This window comes from Pirellulales bacterium, from assembly GCA_035546535.1.
GTDB lineage: Bacteria > Planctomycetota > Planctomycetia > Pirellulales > JACPPG01 > JACPPG01.
Map to the genome: position 1 here is coordinate 1 of DASZWQ010000111.1, position 16,346 is coordinate 16,346.

Annotated in this window: 14 protein-coding genes and 1 tRNA gene; 7 read left to right on the plus strand and 8 right to left on the minus strand. The window is 63.4% G+C overall.

The window, feature by feature from the left end; translation table 11 throughout:
* The 5 genes from VHD36_13680 to VHD36_13700 all read right to left on the minus strand — a co-directional run.
* Positions 1 to 623 (minus strand): hypothetical protein (locus tag VHD36_13680; protein HVU88366.1); only part of this gene is annotated, 623 nt, incomplete at its 3' end.
* A gap of 264 nt (positions 624 to 887) precedes the next feature.
* A tRNA-Lys gene (locus VHD36_13685) sits at positions 888 to 961 on the minus strand.
* Positions 962 to 1,119: 158 nt separating this feature from the next.
* Positions 1,120 to 1,908 (minus strand): sulfotransferase domain-containing protein, encoded by a 789-nt coding sequence (locus tag VHD36_13690; protein HVU88367.1) that lies wholly within the window; start codon positions 1,906 to 1,908, stop codon positions 1,120 to 1,122.
* A 484-nt stretch (positions 1,909 to 2,392) separates the two neighbouring features.
* Complete coding sequence (locus tag VHD36_13695) at positions 2,393 to 3,007, minus strand: hypothetical protein (GenBank protein ID HVU88368.1); 615 nt, start codon at positions 3,005 to 3,007, stop codon at positions 2,393 to 2,395.
* Positions 3,004 to 4,212, minus strand: coding sequence for a CoA transferase (locus VHD36_13700; protein ID HVU88369.1), 1,209 nt, complete (start codon positions 4,210 to 4,212; stop codon positions 3,004 to 3,006). The genes VHD36_13695 and VHD36_13700 overlap by 4 nt, the downstream gene beginning before the upstream one ends.
* 250 nt (positions 4,213 to 4,462) lie before the next feature.
* On the opposite strand from VHD36_13700, the gene VHD36_13705 reads away from it, so the two are divergent.
* The 4 genes from VHD36_13705 to VHD36_13720 all read left to right on the plus strand — a co-directional run bounded on the left by VHD36_13705 (position 4,463) and on the right by VHD36_13720 (position 8,832).
* Positions 4,463 to 4,684: a hypothetical protein gene (locus VHD36_13705; protein HVU88370.1), complete on the plus strand. Its 222-nt coding sequence runs from the start codon at positions 4,463 to 4,465 to the stop codon at positions 4,682 to 4,684.
* Positions 4,685 to 4,876: 192 nt separating this feature from the next.
* On the plus strand, positions 4,877 to 5,965 hold the full coding sequence (gene aroB, locus VHD36_13710; GenBank protein HVU88371.1) for a 3-dehydroquinate synthase: 1,089 nt from the start codon (positions 4,877 to 4,879) through the stop codon (positions 5,963 to 5,965).
* 157 nt (positions 5,966 to 6,122) lie between these two features.
* Complete coding sequence (dprA, locus tag VHD36_13715) at positions 6,123 to 7,277, plus strand: DNA-processing protein DprA (protein ID HVU88372.1); 1,155 nt, start codon at positions 6,123 to 6,125, stop codon at positions 7,275 to 7,277.
* A 178-nt stretch (positions 7,278 to 7,455) separates the two neighbouring features.
* On the plus strand, positions 7,456 to 8,832 hold the full coding sequence (locus VHD36_13720; GenBank protein ID HVU88373.1) for a sulfatase: 1,377 nt from the start codon (positions 7,456 to 7,458) through the stop codon (positions 8,830 to 8,832).
* Between the two features lie 71 nt (positions 8,833 to 8,903).
* On the opposite strand, the gene purQ is transcribed toward VHD36_13720, so the two are convergent.
* From purQ to VHD36_13735, 3 genes are read right to left on the minus strand one after another with little or no spacing between them, the layout of a single operon-like run.
* Positions 8,904 to 9,689 carry a phosphoribosylformylglycinamidine synthase I gene (gene purQ, locus VHD36_13725; GenBank protein ID HVU88374.1) on the minus strand — a complete coding sequence of 262 codons (786 nt, stop codon included), beginning with the start codon at positions 9,687 to 9,689 and terminating at the stop codon, positions 8,904 to 8,906.
* An 8-nt stretch (positions 9,690 to 9,697) separates the two neighbouring features.
* On the minus strand, positions 9,698 to 12,646 hold the full coding sequence (gene purL / locus VHD36_13730) for a phosphoribosylformylglycinamidine synthase subunit PurL (protein ID HVU88375.1): 2,949 nt from the start codon (positions 12,644 to 12,646) through the stop codon (positions 9,698 to 9,700).
* Positions 12,630 to 13,508 carry a prephenate dehydrogenase/arogenate dehydrogenase family protein gene (locus VHD36_13735; protein ID HVU88376.1) on the minus strand — a complete coding sequence of 293 codons (879 nt, stop codon included), beginning with the start codon at positions 13,506 to 13,508 and terminating at the stop codon, positions 12,630 to 12,632. The genes purL and VHD36_13735 overlap by 17 nt, the downstream gene beginning before the upstream one ends.
* Before the next feature lie 289 nt (positions 13,509 to 13,797).
* Here VHD36_13735 and VHD36_13740 point away from each other — a divergent pair, with 289 nt between their 5' ends.
* The 3 genes from VHD36_13740 to VHD36_13750 all read left to right on the plus strand — a co-directional run bounded on the left by VHD36_13740 (position 13,798) and on the right by VHD36_13750 (position 16,256).
* On the plus strand, positions 13,798 to 14,298 hold the full coding sequence (locus VHD36_13740) for an RNA polymerase sigma factor (GenBank protein HVU88377.1): 501 nt from the start codon (positions 13,798 to 13,800) through the stop codon (positions 14,296 to 14,298).
* Positions 14,295 to 14,861 (plus strand): hypothetical protein, encoded by a 567-nt coding sequence (locus tag VHD36_13745; GenBank protein ID HVU88378.1) that lies wholly within the window; start codon positions 14,295 to 14,297, stop codon positions 14,859 to 14,861. Before VHD36_13740 ends, VHD36_13745 begins: the two co-directional genes overlap by 4 nt.
* 69 nt (positions 14,862 to 14,930) lie before the next feature.
* On the plus strand, positions 14,931 to 16,256 hold the full coding sequence (locus tag VHD36_13750) for a hypothetical protein (protein HVU88379.1): 1,326 nt from the start codon (positions 14,931 to 14,933) through the stop codon (positions 16,254 to 16,256).
* Positions 16,257 to 16,346 lie beyond the last annotated feature (90 nt).

Below are 16,346 nucleotides of genomic sequence, written 5' to 3' on the forward strand. Positions count from 1 at the left end.
AGCGGCAGGTCGTAGCCCAGGTCTTTGGCCGGAACGCTGGCGACACTCGACAAGCCTGGGTAGGTGCGAAAGTCGATCGCCGGGCACATGCCCGCGATCCGGTCGACGCACGTCGGGTGGCGAAGCGCCCAGCCGTAGGCAAGCAACCCGCCATGGCTGTGGCACAGCAATCGGGCTCTCGGGTGCAAACGGTATTCGGTCGTTAGCAGCGTGTAAAACCCCTGGCAGACATCCGCCGCGGCAGGGCTCGCGAAGGAGGCGCCGACATCGACGCCGGCGACGTGGAACCCGGCGGCCAACGCCCGTTCGACGTAGAACTGGTGCGCGATCGAACCGAATCCGTCCTTGATGGCGAGCCAAAAGGGAAAGTCCCAAATCCAGCGCCGCTCGCTGTCAACTTCGCCTTTCGGCTTGATCAGATAGGCGATCCGGTCGCCGACGCGCATGCTCACAAGCGTGCCGTGCTCGTATTGGCCCGAAACCGTCGTGGGCACTTTCTGCACGTTGGCGCGAGCATTCGCCGGTGCGGCCGCGGGCGGTGGCTCCTCGCCTCGTGCCACGGCGGCAAACAGCATCAGGCCGGCGAGCGGTGCGAACAATCGCGACGGCAAGATGGTCGCCATAGCCGTGCATCCCCTGAGCTTCGACCTTGCTGTAGGCGGACAAACTCTCGACTGCGCGACGCTCAACGGTGACGACGGCTTGCCCAGTCGCCTTATGGCGACGACAGGAAGGGACGCGAAGGCCAGGTGCGTTCGACATGCGGGCCTCCTAGAATCCGGTCGTCTACCGGGCTCTCGGATGATCACCCGCCGCACGGCCGGCCGTCGGGAGGTTATGTTCCGGCAGGTGACGTAAAGTCGCGTTTCGGCGGAACCTGGTGCAAGTGCCCCCTGTAGGACTCGAACCTACAACCCTCTGATTAAGAGTCAGATGCTCTGACCAATTGAGCTAAGGAGGCGTGCCGGCCATACCCCGAAGCGGTCGGGGATGGCGGATACACCATCCTATCGAAATGGAGCGTTTTCTCAAGAGGCGAGCCGCTTCTGGGCAATCGGGCCGACGGCCTGATTCGGAACGCGAGTTCCTGCCGGGATTTGACGAGGCATCGGTCGTCGCTCAGCGCCGAGCCACTTGCTCGTCAGGTACCACGGGATGGCGTCTGGCCAGGCAGGGAACATTGCCCGAATTGTCGAGTTCTACGCGGCAGTACTCGGCGAGTCGATAGATGGCATGCTTGTGATCGTCGTTCAGCATCTCGGCCCCGCGACCGCTGATCCCGACGTTGAAACGTGTATCGCGACCGGCGGCGCGCTTTATGGCAGCGACAATTCTCTCATTCGATACGCGGATACCGTAGAAATCCGCGATCCGCCGCAGCTCGCTTTCTTGGTTCGCAAAGAGCTCTTCATACGTTACGTGGCACAATTCCAGCCGATCGGCCGCGGCGCGCCAGGAAAGCAGGAAATTGAAGTACCAAGGCAGATGCAGGTGGATCAGGTAATCCACACGCTCTTGCCAAGCCATCCGCAGGTAATCCTGAGAGATGTATCCGCAGGACAGGCCGCTGCCGTGCTGTTCGAAATGATCGTGCAACGACGCGACAATGTCGAACAAGTTGCGCGTCTGCACGATCGGACGCATGCGATACCAGACCAATAGTTCCAAGTTGGCTTGCGTCGCCCTCATGTGTTGTTGCATGATCGAAGGGCGTCGCGGCCGGTGCAATCGCCGTTCAGACAGATCTTGCTCTTTCTGCTCGCCAGGCTCGGCCGCATACCACCCAGGGTATCCGGTCAGCTCTTGCAATACCTTGCTGAGATAGGTGGATCCGGATTTGGGAAAGCACGCGATGAAAATGTGCTTCCGGTTCCAGTTCCACAGCGATGCGATCAAGGGCCGACGCACGTTACAAGCCTTCCTGACTTGACGGCCTGAAGATGGAGTCGTAATGGCAACATTTAACACCGCAGCCCGCGGTTTATATCGTTCGGCAGCAGGAAAAAACCGGCTCGATCCCGCGCAATCTCTATATAAAGAAAAGCGAAAAATCCGCGCACTGCCTATCGGCATAGGGTCGCGGTGCCTTGCCAGGTGAAGGCGACGTTATCCATTCGCATGGCCGGACACGGGCACTCGATGCGGTGGCCGAGACGCAAGCATAAGCCCGTTATGGGATTGCGCATGCCCCTCGTCGCCTACTCCGGGCGCCGCGAGGTGCACGGCCCGTTAGGCCGCGAAGGCGAGCCCCTACCCGAGTGCCGGCATGCTATACCGCATCACCGTGGACCCCAGAGCTTTCCAGCGGTGAGGCAAGCGTGCCAAAGCGTCGCGAGCGGGCAACGTAGCGGACGTATTGCTGGCGCTGAGGGAAAATGGGCTGTGCTGCCCGCTACGGACTGGCTGTGTCCGGCCGCGTTTCGGCCGGGAACTGCTCGTGCAAGAAATCTTTGATTTCCGCCGCCACAGGCCGAATTGATACCGTACGATCGGTGCCCGCGAGCGCGGCGCGCGGGCAATTGAAAGCCAAGAGGATCGCCACTTGATCCTCCCCGTCGACGAATTGAACCACGTGCGTCCATTGGGGCGGGGCTTCGCACGGCGCCTCGTCCCAGACAAAGCTGCGATCGTGAATCAGGCTGTTGCGAATATGCGAGAATCCGTTCGCCTGGCTGATGTCGCGCTCAGCCACCGCCCGATAACGCTGGCCGGCCACGCTGAATTCGAGCGCCGGGCTTTCCGCGCCCTCTATCGGTACGGCATCAACGGCCGGGACAATCCTAAAGGCTCGCGCCGCGGGCGCTCGCAGCATCATTTCCGCGGGCCGAACGCCCCACAACGCCAGCGGCCGCTCCTGCAATCGGGCATAGTAAAACCAACTGGCCATCGCCGCCACGATTGAGAACCCAAGGACGCTCAGGATCACCCACTTTCCCTGCACCAGGTTGGCGCCATCGTCAGGGGGCCTAGACGGATATTCGGCTGGCGTGGCGGCATTGTTCATCATGCGATTGCGCCGCTCTCGCGCAGCGCCTCGATCTTGGCATTGTCCAGGGATAGCCAGTCGCGCAAGACCTCGTCGGTGTGCTGGCCGATCTCTGGCGGCGCGACGGCGCGCCGCGGTGGTTCGCCGTCGTAGTGAATCGGGCTGGCGACCACGCGATAGCTGCGTCCCGTGCCGTCGACGACCGGCAGGATCATCTCGCGCGCGGCGACCTGCGGCGTGAGCATGGCTTCATCCACCGACAGGACCGGCCCGTGCGGCACATCGATCGCCGACAGCAATTCCTGCCAGTGATGCCGTGTACGTTGCCGGACCAGGGGACGCAACAGGGCCAGCAATGGTTCCCGATGCGCCACGCGCGAGGCATTCGTACGAAAGCGCGGATCCGCAGCCCAATCTTCGTGCCCGGTTGCCGCGCACAGCTTGCGCCACTGATCGTCGTTGCCGACGCCGATGACCAGGAATCCGTCTGCTGTCTCGAAGGACTCGTAAGGAACGATCTGCGGATGAGCATTCCCCCAGCGCTGCGGCCGCTCGCCCGTCACCAGCGCACTTTGCGCCACATTCACCAGGCTGGCCAGCGTGCAATCGGCCAATGCCAGGTCGAACGACCGTCCCCGACCGTCGCGCGCAAGCGCGTGCAATCCCACCAGGACGCTAATCACCGCGTATAGCCCTGTGAGAATGTCGCTCATGGCGACACCGACCTTGACGGGTGGACCGTCGGGCTCGCCAGTGATCGACATCAGCCCGCTACCGGCTTGCGTCACCAGGTCGTAACCGGCCACGTTCGACCACGGGCCGGTCCGCCCGAATCCTGAAATCGAACAACTCACCAGGCGCGGATTCAGTTGCTTCAAACGCGCCGGCTCGAGGCCAAATCGCTCAAGGGCGTCGGGCAGAAAATTCTCGACCAGCACGTCGGCAGCACGGATCAAGTCGTCGACAATCGCCCGCGCCGCGGGATTCTTCAAATCGAGCGCCAGCGATCGCTTGCCCCGATTGCACGACAAAAAATAGGCGCTCGGACCATCGCCATCCAAAAACGGCGGTCCCCATTGCCGCGTGTCGTCGCCACTGCCGGGGCGTTCGACCTTGACGACATCGGCCCCCAGATCGGCCAGGATCTGCGTGCAGACCGGGCCGGCCAGTACCCGCGACAGGTCCAGGACCTTGAGGCCCGCCAGGGGATAGCTGCTGCTGGACATCAATAGCAAAGCTCATTCTCGCGCCGGCATTCGGGCGCTCAATCGGATGAGACGATTGTAAGGCCAGGTCGTGCGTAAGGCCGAATCGCGATCGCCTCGATTTCGCCCGTGCTCGAGGCCTAGCCATCCTCTGCGAGGCAAGTATACTACTGACGTATGGTCAGGCCATCCACCGGGCGGCCACCACGTGCACCGTATCAAAGTTTCCGCCAGAATCGTTCTCTACACGCGAAATCTCTACACCCGAAAAATGTCCAACGCTTTCGATCCTTATCGCGAAGCTCTGGTGGTCGAGACGTCCACCATCTGGCCCGATGAATACGATGCTTGGGAGCCTGCGGTGCGCGATCAGGTCGCCGAGCGTTTGCATGCCGAGCCGCAGGCGGCTGCCGAGTTGGACTACGTCCGGCAGCACACCGGTTTTTGCCGGCAAATCACGGTCACTCCGGCCGACGTCGACCGTGTGAAGTAGCGCCTTCGCGCCGAGAGCCCCCCTCCAGGTTCGGCCGGCCGAGCCGTATTGCTTGCCTTTTTGACAGGGCTGGGCAGCCCCGTAGCGCTATTCTAAAGTGTTAAAGGCGCGTCTGCCGCAACATTCCGCCCCCTTTGCGGAATGCACCGGGTGTGTCGGTTAGAAGCGCTCCCTGGTACGGAACAATGTAGCGTGAGTTCGATCACTACTGTCGACGTCGTACTCGCCGAGCGCGGGTACACGATTGAGATTGGCACCGGCAACCTGGCAGGCGCCGGCCGATTCGTCAGCGAGCGCGCCGCGACATCGCACGTTGCGCTCATCACCGATGACAACGTCGTGGATCGCCTTGCGCGGCCCGTGGCTGAAAGTCTGTCGCAACTGGCCGACGTCGATATCCTTTCGATCGAGCCGGGCGAGACGGCCAAGAGCATCGAAACGGCCGACGTGCTGTGGCAGAAGCTGCTCGACATCGGCGCCGATCGAAAGACATTGGTGGTGGCCGTCGGAGGCGGCGTCGTGGGCGACCTGGCCGGCTTCATCGCCGCCACGTTCGCGCGTGGGCTGCCCTTCGTGCAGATTCCAACCACTCTGTTGGCGCAGGTCGATAGTTCGGTCGGCGGCAAGGTCGGCATCAATTTGCCCGGCGCGAAGAATATGGTCGGCGCCTTCTGGCAGCCGCGCGGCGTACTGATCGACACGGCAGTCCTTTCCACGCTTCCCGAGCGCGAATATCGCGCCGGCCTGGCCGAAGTGGTGAAATATGGCGTGATTTTGGACGAAGAGTTCTTCGCGTATCTCGAAGGCCATGTGACCGAGATTCGCGCTCGGCAGGACGAAGTGCTGCGGCACATCGTGGCCCGTAGTTGTCAACTGAAAGCCAACGTCGTATCGGCCGACGAACGGGAAGAGACCGGCTTGCGCGCCGTGCTGAATTACGGCCATACGTTTTGCCACGCTTTCGAAACCCTGACCGGCTATGGCCAGTTGCTGCACGGCGAGGCCGTAGCGATTGGCATGACCTGTGCCGCGCGATTGGCCGAGCGACTGGGGCGCATCGACGGCGAGTTTTCGCGCCGCCAGCAGGCGCTGCTGCTCGCTCTGGGACTGCCGACCGAGGCGCCGCGCCTCGAGCCAGGGGAGGTGATCGCCGTCATGGCGCGCGACAAAAAGGCCGCGGGTGGGAGGCTGCGATTCGTCCTGCCCACGCGCTTGGGCCACGTCGAGTTGGTCGGCGACGTGCCCGAGACAGACGTTCGGGCCGCGCTTGCGTCTGCGTAAAGTCGGTGGCGCATTGCGGCCGCAGAATGTTCTGGTCGGTTTCCGCTGCTATCTTCGCGCGGCCGGCGAAGTTACTCTATGCTGGCGGTTCGTTCTCCGCGTCGGCGCGCGTCGCGCAACGTCTCTTCGGTTATCGCCGCAAAGAATTGGGCACCCCGTGAGTCACGACGGCAATCAGGAATCGGAGCCGAGCACGGCACGCGTGGCGGATGAGGACGACCTCGTCGCGGCTCTGCGCCTGGCCATGGTTCCCGGCATCGGGCCGCGCATGACGGTGGCGCTTCTGCAGCATTTCGGCTCCGCCGCCGCCGTGCTGGCCGCGGCGCCCAGCGACTTGCGTACCGTGCAGGGAATTGGCACCAAGCTAAGCCAGGCCATTGCCCGGGCGCCGGCGTCCGAGGACGCCGAGCGCGAGATCGAGCGCTGCCGGCGATCGGGAATCGCGGTGCTCACGCCGCGCATGCCCGATTATCCGCGTATGCTGCGCGAGATCCACGATCCGCCGCCGGTGCTGTTCAGCCGCGGAACGATAGAGACGCGCGATGCGCTGGCGATTGCCATTGTCGGCTCGCGGCATGCGACGCAATATGGTCTGGCACAAGCCGAGCGATTGGCCGGCAGCCTGGCGCGCTCTGGCTTGACAATCATCAGCGGCCTGGCCCGCGGTATCGACGCGGCCGCCCATCGCGGGGCCCTATCCGCGGGTGGGCGCACGATTGCGGTTCTTGGGAGCGGGCTGGCGAACATTTATCCGCCCGAACATGGCGCGCTGGCGGACGAAGTCGCGGCGGCTGGTTGCGTGTTGAGCGAATGTCCGCCGCAGACTCAGCCGATGAGCGGCGCCTTCCCGCAGCGCAATCGGCTCATCAGCGGCTTGTCCTTGGGCGTTCTGGTGATCGAAGCTTCGCTGCAGTCAGGCGCTTTGATTACGGCCCGGCACGCCAGCGAGCAAGGACGCGATATTTTTGCCGTGCCAGGCCGCGTCGATAGCCGCGTCTCGCACGGTTGCCATCGGCTGATTCGCGACGGAGCCAAGCTGGTAGAATCGGCCGACGATGTGCTGGAGGAACTCGGTCCCTTGGTCGAAGCCACGACCGACGCGACCGGCCAAAGCGTTCACCATCCGGCCGAGCTCATGCTCAACGACCTGGAGCGGCAGGTGCTCGCCGCGGTGGCGGTTGATGCCACCACGGTCGATCACGTGGTGACCGCGAGCGGCCTGCCCACGCCGCAAGTGCTGGCCACGCTCAGTGCGCTGGAAATGCGCCGCCTGGTGCGCCGCTTGGGCGGCAATCGCGTCGCCCGCGCCTAACGAAGACGATTTTGGAAACATCACATCGGTAGCGGAGAGCGTTGCGATGGCAAAAGCGGGTGCGCGTCGCGGAAGAGAACTTAGGGCAGAGTGCGCGCGGCATCAGTATCGGCGCGTTTCGAACGCTGTTGTCACGCTGACTATCGTCGTTCCACTTCTGGTCGCATTGAATGCGCGTATGACATTTGCAGCGGAGCGACCAAACATCGTCGTCATCATGGCCGACGACCTGGGCTGGGCCGATCTCGGCTGCACGGGCAGCACGTTTTATGAAACGCCGCATATCGACCGGCTGGCGCGCGAGGGTCTTCGTTTCACCACGGCCTACTCAGCCTGCCCCGTCTGCTCGCCAACGCGCGCCGCGGCGATGACCGGCAAGTATCCGGCCCGCGTGCACTTGACCGATTACATTCCCGGCGCGCGGCGCGGGCGTTTGAACCCTGCCCCATACCTGCATCATTTACCTCTCGAAGAATCCACGATCGCCGAAGCTTTACGCGACGGCGGCTATGCGACGGCGCTTGTCGGCAAGTGGCACTTGGGGGACGAAGGATTCTGGCCGCAAGATCAAGGGTTCGATCCGAACGTAGCCGGGTCGGGCAAAGGCGCGAATAAACTCTTCTCGCCCTACACGCTGCCGAATCTTGCGGACGGTCCCGAGGGAGAATACCTGACTGATCGGCTCACGGACGAGGCGCTGCGGTACATAACCACACAGCGCGAGCGGCCGTTCCTACTGTGGCTGACGCATTACGACGTACACACGCCGCTCGTGGCAAAGCAAGAGTTGATCGATCGCTTCGAAAAGAAAGCTGGGAAGCTACCGCCGGCGAAATCGCCGCGCTTTCGCCCGGAGCACGAGCGCGAGGATCGCCGCGTGCAGGATCACGCCGTATACGCGGCCAAGGTGGCGAGCCTGGACGAAAGCGTGGGCCGGATCGTGCAAAAGCTCGACGAACTGGGACTGACCGAGCAGACGATCGTAATCTTCACGTCCGACAACGGCGGCTTGTCGACTTCCGAAGGCTCGCCCACCTCGAACGCGCCGCTGCGTGCCGGCAAGGGGTGGTTGTACGAAGGAGGCATCCGCGTTCCGCTTATCGTGCGTTGGCCGGGCGTGGCAAAGCCGGCGAGCACTTGCGACGTACCGGTGATCACCAATGACCTTTACCCGACGCTTTTAGCTGCGGCCGATCTGCCGGCGCGTCCCGCGCAGCACTGCGACGGCGTCAGCCTCGCGGGTCTACTCACCGGTAAGAACGCGAAGCTCGACCGCGAGGCACTGTACTGGCACTACCCGCACTACGGCAACCAAGGGGGCTCGCCGGGCGGGGCGATCCGAGAGGGCGATTGGAAGTTGATCGAGTTTTTCGAGGATAACCACGTCGAGCTGTACAATCTCGCGGACGATTCCGGCGAGCAGCATGACCTGGCTGCGGAGATGCAAGACCGCGCTGCGCAGTTGCGCGAGAAGCTGGCGGCCTGGCGCACAAGCGTCGACGCCCAGATGCCGACCGCGAATCCGGATTATGTGCCCGGCGCGAAGCCGCAGTAACCGCTTGAATTAAGCGGAGCACTGCACTGGTGGACAAGCCACCAGCGGCTCCCGATTCAGCTACTGGTGCTTTAGCGAAAGTATTCCACCGCATTCCGGAATACGCGCAGGCCGTCCCCTTCGTCCGAGCCTTCGCCGCGCGTCCAGCGAGGATGCTGCGTGCGATCGACGTGCCGCTCGGGATGCGGCATGAAGCCGCACACGCGGCCGGTCACATCGCACACGCCGGCGATGCCGGCCGTCGAGCCATTCGGATTAGCCGGATAATCTTCGGTCGGCTGCGTTGAACCATTTTGCGCCGCGTAGCGCAGCACGATCTGGCCGCGGGCTTCGAGTTGTCGCAGCACTTGCTCGTCGCGGACTACGAATTTTCCTTCGGCATGCGCCACCGGCAAATACATCGACGTGATGCCCTGAAAGAAAACGCACGGCCCCGCGGCCGACAGCAATTGCACCCAGCGATCTTCGAACTTGCCGGAATCGTTCCACACGAGCGTCGCGGGAGGATCGTCATGCGTGCCCATATCTTCGAACAAGATGCCCGATCGCAAGAGAACCTGAAACCCGTTGCAGATCCCCAGGACCAGATTGCCGCGCTCGCGAAAATTGCGCAACTGCTCGCCCAGGTGATGACGAATCTGGTTGCCGAAGATTCGGCCGGCCGCTACGTCGTCCCCGTAGCTGAACCCGCCCGGGATGCACAGGATCTGGAATTCGTCGAGCAGCCGCGGGTTTTCCAGCGTGCGATTGACGTGCAGCGTGGTGGCCGCGCCGCCGGCACGTTCAAAGGCGTGCGCGGTTTCTACGTCGCAGTTGGTGCCCGGGGCACGCAGGATCAAGGCACGAGGTTGAGCCATATCGGAATTCACCAACGGAACGGTTGCTGCCAGGCGTCTTTCAAGGGTTGCAGGTCGGCGGCGATGACGACTCGACCGCCTGTGGCGGCGAGCCCGCGAATTTCCAGCCTGCGCTCGTCGGTGACCTCGCCCAGCCGGGCGTGCGGCACGCCCGCGAGCGCCGCCTCGAACGCGGCCGCCTTGTCGGGGCGCACTTCGCACAGGAAGCGGCTGTTCGACTCGCTGAACAAGAGCACCGCGTCGTTTGCACCGCCGGCCATGTCATGCGGCACGCTGTCGAGCGTGATCTTCGCCCCCAACTCCCCGGCAAACGCCATCTCGGCCACGGCCGCGGCCAGGCCTCCTTCGCTCAGGTCATGGCAGGCGCGGACCAGCCCGGCATCGATCGCGTGATGCATAGCCGTGAAGGTCTTTCGTGCGGCCGCAGCATCGACGCGCGGGACATGGCCGCCGGCCGTGCCGGTGACGAGCGCAAAATGCGATCCACCCAGCTCGTCCTTCGTCACACCGACCTGGTAGAGCCGATTGCCGGCTTCCTTCAGGTCCATCGTGACAGCGCGCGACACGTCATCGATCTGTCCCAACGCGCTGATCAAGAGCGACGAGGGAATGGCGATCGATTGCGACCCGCTTTCGCCCGATGCGGCGGCGGTCGTCGGATAGCGGAATTCGTTGTTCAGGCTATCCTTGCCGCTGATGAAGGGCGTACCGAGCGCTATCGCCAGGTCGTGACAGGCCAGCGCCGCGCGGACGAGCGATCCCAGCGTGTCGGGCTTTTGACAATCACCCCAGCAGAAATTGTCGAGGATCGCGATGCGCCGCGGATCGGCACCCACCGCGACGCAGTTGCGCACCGCTTCGTCGATGGCACTGGCAGCCATGTGATACGTATCGAAATCGGCGTAACGCGGGTTCATGCCGCAGGAGACCACGATACCGCGGCGCGACGAAAGCACCGGTCGCAGCACGGCGGCATCGCTCGGCCCGTCGTTCGCGGCACCAACGAGCGGCTTCACGACGCTGGCGCCTTGCACCTCATGGTCGTACTGGCGGATGATCCATTCCTTGCTCGCCACATTCCATGCGCCGAGGATTGCGAGCAAGTCGGCGGTGTAATCATGCACTGCCGGCGCGGCGAACGCTGTTTCGGCCGGAGGGGTGTAAGTTGCTTCGCGCACCACCGGCGGCCGGCCGTCGTGCAGGAATTCCATCGCCAGGTCGGCGACCGGCTGTTCCTTGTACAGCAGCTTCAGCCGACCGGTCGCCACGTACCGGCCGATCACGGTGGCTTCGACATCTTCGGCCGCGCATAGTTTCGAGAAAGCTTCCCAATTTGCCGGCGGAACGGCCAGGATCATCCGCTCCTGCGCTTCGGAGATCCAAATCTCGCAGTAGGAGAGACCCTCGTATTTCAGCGGAACGCGGTCGAGCCAGACTTCGGCGCCGATCTCGGCCCCCATCTCGCCCACGGCACTCGAGAACCCGCCGGCACCGCAATCGGTGATCGCTGAATACAGTCCGCGGTCGCGCGCGACGAGGATCACGTCGAGCAACATTTTTTCGGTGATGGCGTTGCCGATCTGTACGGCTCCGCCGGAGATCGATTCGCTTTCGCTCGTCAGCTCGGCCGAGCTGAACGTCGCGCCGTGGATTCCGTCGCGACCGGTGCGGCCGCCTACGGCCACGATGTAGTCACCCGCCTGAGCGTGCTTCTCGACCTTGTCGACCGGCAGCAGGCCGACGTTGCCGCAATAGACCAACGGGTTGCCCAGGTAGCGCGGGTCGAAATAGACGGCCCCATTCACGGTGGGAATGCCCATCCGGTTACCGTAATCGCGGACGCCGGAGACAACCCCCTTCATCACGCGCTTGGGATGCAGAGCGCCCGCAGGCACATCCGCGGCGTGAGTATCGGGCGGAGCAAAGCAGAAGACATCGGTGTTGCAGATCGGCTTCGCGCCCAGGCCGGTTCCGAGCGGATCGCGAATCACGCCACCGACGCCGGTATTTGCGCCGCCGTACGGCTCGAGGGCCGAAGGATGATTGTGTGTCTCGACTTTGAACACCACGTGCTGATCGTCGAGAAAGCGGACCACGCCGGCGTTATCTTTGAAGACGCTCACGCACCAATCGTCGGCGCCCAGTTGCCGGCGGATTTCGACCGTGGCGGCGAAGATCGTCTCCTTGAGCATGTTCTGGAACGTGCGCTCGCCGCGTTCGTCGCGGTAGCGGACACGGCCGGCCAGCGTCTTATGGCTGCAATGTTCGCTCCAGGTCTGCGCTACTGTTTCCAACTCGACATCGGTGGGCTCGCGCGAGAGCGTGCGGAAATGCGCCTGGATGGTCCGCATCTCGTCGAGACTGAGATACAACTGCCCTTCGCGCGAGAGACGCATCAGGGCGGCGTCGTCGAGATCGAGAATCTTCGTCGTGCGCAGCTCGAACTTGTACGGCGCGCCGAATTCCAGCTTCTCGAAGTTCAAAGGTCCGACGATCACCTGCTCGATGGCGTCGTTAGCCAGCAGCTTCGTGCACAGGCGCTGCAACCGATCGGGCGGCAGGCCACGCAGCCAGAACTTGCGCAAGGTCCGTACGGCGGTAACGTCGATGCCCAGATCGGCGATCGCCGTTTTCGTGCTTTGCGCCACGGGGTCCATCACGCCGGGTTTAGGTAGAACGTACACAACCTGCCCGCCGGCGCCGTCCGGCGCGACGTCAATCAGTGACTTGTCCCCCACGCGTGCGATCACGGTCCGTTCGACGATCGCGTCGCTCAACAATTCACGGGCGATACGTTCGACGGCCGCGCGATCCAGATTCCCTTCGATCAGGTAACCGTGCGCCACCGTGGCGTCGAGCTGGTCGCTCAATTCCAGTTCAGCCGCTTCGACGGCCAAGCGCGCAGCCGCCCGATCTGCCTGGCCCGCCGCCGGATAGATGTCAACTTCCCACAGCATCGCGCGTCCGTTTCGCGTTTTGAAGCAATTCGATCAAGGCCGGGCCGTCGTCGCTTTCGAGCGCCTGGCGGAACTTCGAGAGCGCCGTGTCGACGCCATCGAGCGTCGCCAGCACGTTCGCCCGATTCGATAGTAGTATGTCGCGCCACAATTCGGGATCGCCAGCGGCGATACGCGTGGTATCGATCCAGCCGCCGGCGACCAGCGGCAGGCTTTCTGGCGGCGTGGCAGAGACCAGGGCCGCGGCCACCAGGTGTGGCACATGGCTGGCTCCTGCCACCAGTCGGTCATGTTCGGAGGGGGACATGGTTAGCACCTTGGCGCCAAGTGATTGCCAGAATTGGGTAATCTTCTGCACGTCCTCGGCCCGCGTCATGCTGCCCGGGGTCACGACGACGTTGCGTCGTTCGAAGAGCCCGGTGACGGCGGCGCCGGGACCGGCCTTCTCGCCGCCGGCCAGCGGATGGCTGCCGACGAATCGAGCTTCGTGCGGTAACTCGCGATCCAGTTCGCCGACGATTGCGCCCTTCGTGCTACCGACGTCGGTGATCAAGGCGCCGAGTTTGGCAAAGCTGGCCGCGGCGATGACATCCTGCACCACGCGACTGACCGGCGTACAGACGATGACCAATTGCGCGTCGGCCAGGCCTTGCGGCAGGTCGAGCGTAGTTGAGCTGCAGGCTCCCACCTGCCGGGCCACGTGCAGGCTCTCTTCGCGCCGCCCGATGCCCACGACGTGCCGAGCCAGACCTCGGGTGAGCAAGTCGCGCCCGATCGATCCGCCGATCAGCCCCACGCCTACGATGGCCACGGTATCCCACAGCGGGTGTTTACCGGGGTTGGCAGGAGCGGGGGAATTCATCGTGGCGTTCAGATTCTCGGAAGTCTGAGCGAATCCTGATATATCGCTAGCATTGTAGCAAATCGGGACGCTTTGTGACGGGGGTCGGCCCGTGCGTCACATCGGCCACAGGCCGATCACAAGGATGCCCCCGATACGACCAATCGTCAGCAACCACAGCATTTGCTGCGTCCGACGGTGATATTTCGCGCATGCCGAGCGTAGAAAGGCAGATTTCCAACAATTGACATGGGAAAATAATCCCCGGCCGGCGTCTTCTCCTTGGAACAGCTAACCCTTTCGCGTGCCCATGCCTGTGCCCGGACCGGAACTGCTGACACGATTGCTCGACCAGCACGGCGCGACGCTGGTGCTGTACGCGCGGCAATGGTGTCACACGCCGGAGGACGTGGTGCAGGAAGCATGTTTGCAACTGATGCGAGAAACCAGCGAACCGGCGAACGTGGCAGGCTGGATGTTCCGCGTGGTGCGCAACGGTGCGATTAGCGCGGGTCGCGGCGAGTCGCGCCGCGTACGGCACGAGAGCGCGGCCGCCCGCCAGGCGAGACCTTGGTTTGAGCCGAACGCGGGCGAATCGCTCGATGCCCGGGCCGTGGCTCGTGACCTGGAGACCTTGCCCGACGACGAGCGAGAAACGATCGTTTTGCGGCTGTGGGGGGGATTGTCGTTTGAACAAATCGCGGAGCTGACTGGCACGTCAACCAGCACCGCGCATCGTCGCTATGTCGCAGGGCTGACGGCCTTGCGCGAAAGGCATCTGCCATGCACGAAAGAGGACCAGAAGACATGAATCCGCTCGACGACGGCGCCAAGCACGCCGCTACGGGGCGCTTACCAGGTGAATTGCAAGCGTTCGAAGCGGCGCTTGCGCAGCTGCGGCCCCGCTGCGGGCAGTTCGATCGTGATCGGTTGATGTACCTGGCCGGGCAAGCGTCGGTCCGCGGCGAGATGCTTGCCGACCGCCCGCGCGTTTTGCCCGGCTGGTTCTGGCCGGCCTCGTCGGTCGTGATGACCGGCGTGGCAGCGACGTTGCTTTTTATGCTCGTGATGCGCGTTCCCGTCACAGGCCAGGAAGGGGCGCATGAGAGAGGGGCCGCGGCCGGCACCGCGCCGGCGCAAACTCTCGTCGAGCGTTCGCACGACATCTCGTCGCTGGCGTGGCGAAAGCGCATCACCGACGAACTGTTGTCGCCCGATTCGTTGGCCCACGCGCGGGCCGACCTGCCTGGTGCTTCGTCTCTCGACGTGGATGAGGAGATCCTGTCGTCGCGTTCCTACAAGCAGTTGCTGGACGAGGCGGGCAATTTCCGTCGCCTGCCACGCGCGTCTCATTCGCCCAAATCTTCTGGTTAAGGAATATCCTATTCTATGCGCGCTCACTTGAGAGTCCTTGTCCTTTCCGTTGTATGCGTGCTGCCGGCCATGACTGCCCGTGCGGACGACGTTCCGCCGGTAAAGCTCACCATTCATCCGATGGCGGCGCCGCGCCCGTCGCTGAAGTATCAACTGCTGCCGCCGTTCGCGACCCGCATCCGCGGCAACGCGGCCGTGTACTACGGCAAGGTCACGGCCGAGCGGATCGCCTTTTTCAGCAATCGAGAACTCATCGAGAAGATCGATAGCTGGCGGGAACTGCCGCTTTCGGAGCTGCGCAAGCCCGAGATTAAGACGCAGACCGAGACGATCGAAGACATGCTGGCTCGCGCGGCACGCTGCGACTCGTGCGACTGGCAATTGCCGATTCGCGAGGAGGATTATTTCAATATCCTTTTGCCCGAGGTGCAGCAGACGCGACAGTTCGCGCGGTTCCTTGCAACGAGCGCTCGGATCCATATCGCGCGTGGGGAATTTGAAGTGGCTCTCCAAAAATTTCAATCCGCTTTCGCGCTCGCCCGGAACGTGGCAAAGGGTGAGACGCTGATCAACGGGCTGGTGGGGATCGCCATTTGCGGGATCATGATGCCGCAGGTGCAAGCGTTCGTCGAACAGCCGGCCGCGCCGAATCTCTACTGGGCGCTAACGACCTTGCCACAGCCGCTGGTGGATTTGCGGGCCGGTGTCGAAGGCGAGATGTTGGGGGAGACCACCTGTTTACCGGAGGTCGGGAATCTGAATGCGGACCGTACACCGGACCAGTGGCGACAATTGCTCAGTCAATTTTGGCAGCGGGTCGCCAAGGCCGCCCAAAACGAAAACCAGCAGATCGAGCCGGCCGATGCGCTTTTGGAAAATAGCTTGCGAGGCTACCCCGAATCTAAGCAGGCAATGATCGCGCGCGGGATGCCGGTCGAGACCGTCGACGCCATGCCGGCCGCGCAGGTTGTGTACCTGGACATCGTCCGTAGCTTCGAAGAGGCGCGCGACGACCGATTTGAATGGCTGTACGTTCCCTACTGGCAGGGCGTCGATCGATTGAAGATCGACGAGGCCGCAGCGGCTGACGACGCTGGCGCGGCGGCTTTACCCGTGAAGCTGCTTATGCCCGCCGTGAGTGCGGCGCATCACGCAACAGCCCGTATCGAGCGCGAATTTGCGCTGTTGCGCGTGGTCGAGGCGTTGCGTCTGCACGGCGCCACCAGCGGCGGCCGATTGCCGGAACATCTGGCCGATGTCACCGTCGTGCCGCTGCCCGACGATCCGGTGACCGGCAAGGAGTTCGTATACCGATTGGAAGACACAACCGCGGTGATCGAACTAACGCCCATGCTCGGCCGGCCCACGCGCTGGGAAATCAAGATGGAACGGTGATTCTCTGACGAGTAGGGTGCCCTGTGGGCACCATCGGCACGCGCACAGGATGCGCAGAATGCCATGGTGCTCGCAGAGCACCCTACGGCG

Coding starts and splice junctions, on each gene's coding strand:
- VHD36_13745 (HVU88378.1), top strand. CDS start 14,295: ATGAATCCGCTCGACGACGGCGCCAAGCACGCCGCTACGGGGCGCTTA.
- purL (HVU88375.1), bottom strand. CDS start 12,646: ATGCTGTGGGAAGTTGACATCTATCCGGCGGCGGGCCAGGCAGATCGG.
- VHD36_13740 (HVU88377.1), top strand. CDS start 13,798: ATGCCTGTGCCCGGACCGGAACTGCTGACACGATTGCTCGACCAGCAC.
- VHD36_13720 (HVU88373.1), top strand. CDS start 7,456: ATGACATTTGCAGCGGAGCGACCAAACATCGTCGTCATCATGGCCGAC.
- VHD36_13735 (HVU88376.1), bottom strand. CDS start 13,508: ATGAATTCCCCCGCTCCTGCCAACCCCGGTAAACACCCGCTGTGGGAT.
- purQ (HVU88374.1), bottom strand. CDS start 9,689: ATGGCTCAACCTCGTGCCTTGATCCTGCGTGCCCCGGGCACCAACTGC.
- VHD36_13700 (HVU88369.1), bottom strand. CDS start 4,212: ATGTCCAGCAGCAGCTATCCCCTGGCGGGCCTCAAGGTCCTGGACCTG.
- VHD36_13705 (HVU88370.1), top strand. CDS start 4,463: ATGTCCAACGCTTTCGATCCTTATCGCGAAGCTCTGGTGGTCGAGACG.
- VHD36_13750 (HVU88379.1), top strand. CDS start 14,931: ATGACTGCCCGTGCGGACGACGTTCCGCCGGTAAAGCTCACCATTCAT.
- VHD36_13695 (HVU88368.1), bottom strand. CDS start 3,007: ATGATGAACAATGCCGCCACGCCAGCCGAATATCCGTCTAGGCCCCCT.